The sequence below is a fragment of the Allobosea sp. CER48 genome (genome assembly GCF_044752385.1).
Classification (GTDB): Bacteria; Pseudomonadota; Alphaproteobacteria; order Rhizobiales; family Beijerinckiaceae; genus Allobosea.
Map to the genome: position 1 here is coordinate 1 of NZ_JBIWYK010000360.1, position 3360 is coordinate 3360.

A 3360-nucleotide genomic window follows, 5' to 3' on the forward strand; every position below is an offset into this window, starting at 1 on the left:
CGAGGCCCGGCGGGCCGCCCCCGCACGCCAGACACGCATCGAAACGCAGGCCTCAGGACGGACAGAACAGGCCCATGACGAAGATACTGCTCGCGGAAGACGACAACGACATGCGTCGCTTCCTGGTCAAGGCCCTGCAGAACGCGGGCTACGACGTCGCCTCCTTCGACAACGGCCTGTCGGCCTATAATCGCCTCCGCGAGGAGCCGTTCGAACTGCTGCTCACCGATATCGTCATGCCCGAGATGGACGGAATCGAGCTGGCGCGCCGCGCCACCGAGCTCGATCCGGACATCAAGGTCATGTTCATCACGGGTTTCGCCGCCGTCGCGCTCAACCCGGATTCGCAGACTCCGAAGGACGCGAAGGTGCTGTCGAAGCCCTTCCATCTGCGCGAGCTCGTCAACGAAGTCGAGAAGCTGTTGGCGGCCTGAGAATTTATGCGGCAAACGCCTTGCAAGCTGCGAAGCGAGCCGCTATAGCCCCCTCACCTCGCAGCGTGATCGCGGCCAACACGGCCCGGACACGCTTCCGGAAGTCGCTTCTGGCGGCGAACGGGCGCGTAGCTCAGCGGGAGAGCACTACGTTGACATCGTAGGGGTCACAGGTTCGATCCCTGTCGCGCCCACCATTTGATGCCCTTGCAATACAGGGACGAAAGGCCGCCTCATCGGGCGGCCTTTCTGCTTTCCGGTCCGGCTTCCGCCGCCCCTCTCTAACCCTCCTCGCTCGGCGCGAGCTGCCGCACGAATCGCCGCAGCAGCGTCTCGAAGGCCGAGAGCGCCGGCGAGACCGAACGTCCGCTCGGCCGAATCATGACGATGTCGCGCGTGATCGAAGGCTCGGCGAGGGGCCGCGCCACCACACCGGCCGGCGCGACGGCGCGCGCATAGGTCGGCAGCACGGCGATACCGAGCCCGGCCTCGACCAGCGCCAGCGCCGTCGTGATCTGCGCCACCTCATAGGCCGGCCGCAGCGTGATCTCGGCGCTCTCGTAGCCGACCTCGACCAGCAGGCGGATGCCGCTCTCGCGGGTCAGCGTAATCAGTTCTTCCTCCGCGAGGCCGCGCCAGCGCACGCTCTCGCGTTCGGCGAATCGGCTGCCGCGGGCGCAGAACAGCATCAGGCTGTCGCGGGCGAGCGGCGTCCGCTCGATATTGTCCTCCACAGCCGAGAAAGTCCCGACTCCGCAATCGGCCCGGCCGAAGCGAACCGCTTCGACGACGAGGTCGTTGCGCGCGTCGACGATCGCCACCTGAAGGCCCGGATGCTTCTCGCGCAGCGCCGCGATCGCCGGTGGCATGATCACCGCCGCGAGCAGCGGCGGCACCGCCACCACGATGCGCCCGCGACGGCGCTCCGCCAGCCCGTTGGCGTTCTGCACGGCGGTGTCTAGATCCTGCACCACTTTCAACGCCGCACCGTGGAATTCGCGCCCTCCCTCGGTCAGTTCCACACGGCGTGTCGTACGGTCGAGCACTCGGATGCCGAGTTCGCGCTCCAGCTCGCGCACGAGCTGGGAGAGCGCCGGCTGTGCCATGTGCAGCCGCTCGGCCGCCTTGGTGAAGGTGCCCTGCTCGGTTACCGCGAGGAAAGCCTGGATCTGGCGCAGCGTGATCGCCATGGAACTTCCGATTTATAAGGACAGCTTCCGAATTCATACGAATGTTACGAGTTGCCGTATACCCCGCCTCTCATGCGATCATCCCTCATCGCCCTCATCGCATAAGGGGCGACGCCAGGCGGGAACGCGGAGGCGGCGGCGTAGGCAAGCGGCGAAGGGACGCCCCTCGCCTTTGCCGCTCCCCTGCCCGGATCCGGCCGGAAGACGAGGGTGAGGCTTCATGAAATACGCCAAGAAGGACGCCAAGGCCTATGCCCGCGCCCATATGAAGGGCATCTGGGCCGCCGCGCTCACCCCCTTCACCGACACGCTCGCGATCGATGAGGACGGCTTCCGCCAGAACGTCCGGCATTGGCTCGACGATCTCAAGATCGACGGGCTGTTCGTCGCCGGCAAGCAGGGCGAGTTCTTCTCGATGTCGATCGAGGAGCGCAAGCGCAACTTCGAGCTCGCCGTCGAGGCGTCCGCCGGACGCGGCCAGACGATCATGTCCTGCTCCGACCAGAACATGGACGTGGTGATCGATCTCGCCCGCCATGCCCAGAAGGTCGGCGCCGACTACATCGTCGTCCACGCGCCGATCCTGCACTTCTTCAAGGAGCAGGACGAGACGGTCTACGAGTATTACCGGACCATCGCCGAGAAGGTCGACATCGGCATCGCGCTCTGGAGCCATCCGGATTCCGGCTACCTGCTCTCGCCGCAGCTCTGCAACCGCCTCGCCGACATCGAGAACGTCGTGGCCATCAAATACAGCGTGCCGCGGCCGATGTATGCCGAGCTCACGCGGCTGGCCGGCGACCGCATCCTGGTCAGCACGGCCTCAGAGGAGGAGTGGCTCGACAATATCCTCGAGCTCGGCTGGCAGCTCTATCTCTGCTCCTCGCCGCCCTATCTCATCCAGACCGCGACCGACCTGCGCATGCGCGAGTACACCGATCTTGCCTTCCGCGGCGAGGCCGACAGGGCCCGCGCCCTGCGCGACAGCTTGAACCCGGTGCGCGAGGCGCTGCGCGGCACGCGGCCTGCCGAGAAGCCGCACGCCCACCAGAAATACTGGCAGGAGCTGCTCGGCCAGGTCGGCGGGCGCGTCCGGCCGCCGATGCTGGAACTGACCGATGCCGAGAAGGCCGCCACGCGCGCCGCCTTCGAGAGCTGCGGCCTGCAGCTCGGCAATGCGCCCTTGGCCAAGGCCGTCTGAACGGCATCCGAGACGACAACGGGAGAGGTGGAGAGATGGCGACCGAAGGACGGCTGAAGGCCTTCAACTTCTACAAGTGGATCGAGGAGCATAAGCATCTGCTGAAGCCCCCGGTCGGCAACCAGCAGATCTGGACCGATTCCGACCTGATGGTGACCGTCGTCGGCGGCCCCAACCGGCGCACCGACTATCATGACGACCCCGTCGAGGAGTTCTTCTACCAGCTCAAGGGCGACATGATGCTGAAGGTCGTCGACGACGGGAAGCATTACGACGTGACGATCCGCGAGGGCGAGATCTTCCTGCTGCCGCCGCATGTGCGCCATTCGCCGCAACGTCCGCAGGAAGGCTCGATCGGCCTCGTCATCGAGCCGAAGCGCCCCGAAGGCTGGCTCGACGCCTTCGAATGGTACTGTTTCGAGTGCCAGGGCCTGGTTCATCGCGTGGAGGTCGACCTCGTCAGCATCGTCGACGACCTGCCGCCGCTTTACCGCGAATTCTACGGCAACGAGCAGGCTCGCACCTGCCCGCATTG

At 66.0% G+C, this 3360-nt stretch carries 4 protein-coding genes and 1 tRNA gene; 4 read left to right on the forward strand and 1 reads right to left on the reverse strand.

Annotated features, from left to right (window positions below; all coding sequences use genetic code 11):
- The first annotated feature begins 74 nt into the window (after positions 1 to 74).
- Both cpdR and ACIPIA_RS12770 read left to right on the forward strand, forming a co-directional pair.
- A complete protein-coding gene (gene cpdR / locus ACIPIA_RS12765) occupies positions 75 to 434 on the forward strand; it encodes a cell cycle two-component system response regulator CpdR (RefSeq protein ID WP_038363805.1) in 360 nt (119 codons plus the stop codon).
- Between the two features lie 122 nt (positions 435 to 556).
- Positions 557 to 631 (forward strand) — tRNA-Val (locus ACIPIA_RS12770).
- Positions 632 to 715: 84 nt separating this feature from the next.
- Here ACIPIA_RS12770 and ACIPIA_RS12775 read toward each other — a convergent pair.
- The gene (locus tag ACIPIA_RS12775) at positions 716 to 1624 is read right to left on the reverse strand and encodes a LysR family transcriptional regulator (RefSeq protein ID WP_400510090.1); all 909 of its coding nucleotides are present in this window, start codon (positions 1622 to 1624) and stop codon (positions 716 to 718) included.
- A gap of 220 nt (positions 1625 to 1844) precedes the next feature.
- Between ACIPIA_RS12775 and ACIPIA_RS12780 the strand changes: the two genes are divergently transcribed.
- Both ACIPIA_RS12780 and ACIPIA_RS12785 read left to right on the forward strand, forming a co-directional pair.
- Positions 1845 to 2825, forward strand: coding sequence for a dihydrodipicolinate synthase family protein (locus ACIPIA_RS12780; protein ID WP_400510095.1), 981 nt, complete (start codon positions 1845 to 1847; stop codon positions 2823 to 2825).
- Between the two features lie 35 nt (positions 2826 to 2860).
- The coding region (locus ACIPIA_RS12785; RefSeq protein WP_400510097.1) for a 3-hydroxyanthranilate 3,4-dioxygenase at positions 2861 to 3360 on the forward strand (500 nt) is incomplete at its 3' end.

Excerpts from the sequence above, each read along its gene's own strand:
- cpdR (WP_038363805.1), top strand. The coding sequence starts at position 75 with ATGACGAAGATACTGCTCGCGGAAGACGACAACGACATGCGTCGCTTC.
- ACIPIA_RS12775 (WP_400510090.1), bottom strand. The coding sequence starts at position 1,624 with ATGGCGATCACGCTGCGCCAGATCCAGGCTTTCCTCGCGGTAACCGAG.
- ACIPIA_RS12780 (WP_400510095.1), top strand. The coding sequence starts at position 1,845 with ATGAAATACGCCAAGAAGGACGCCAAGGCCTATGCCCGCGCCCATATG.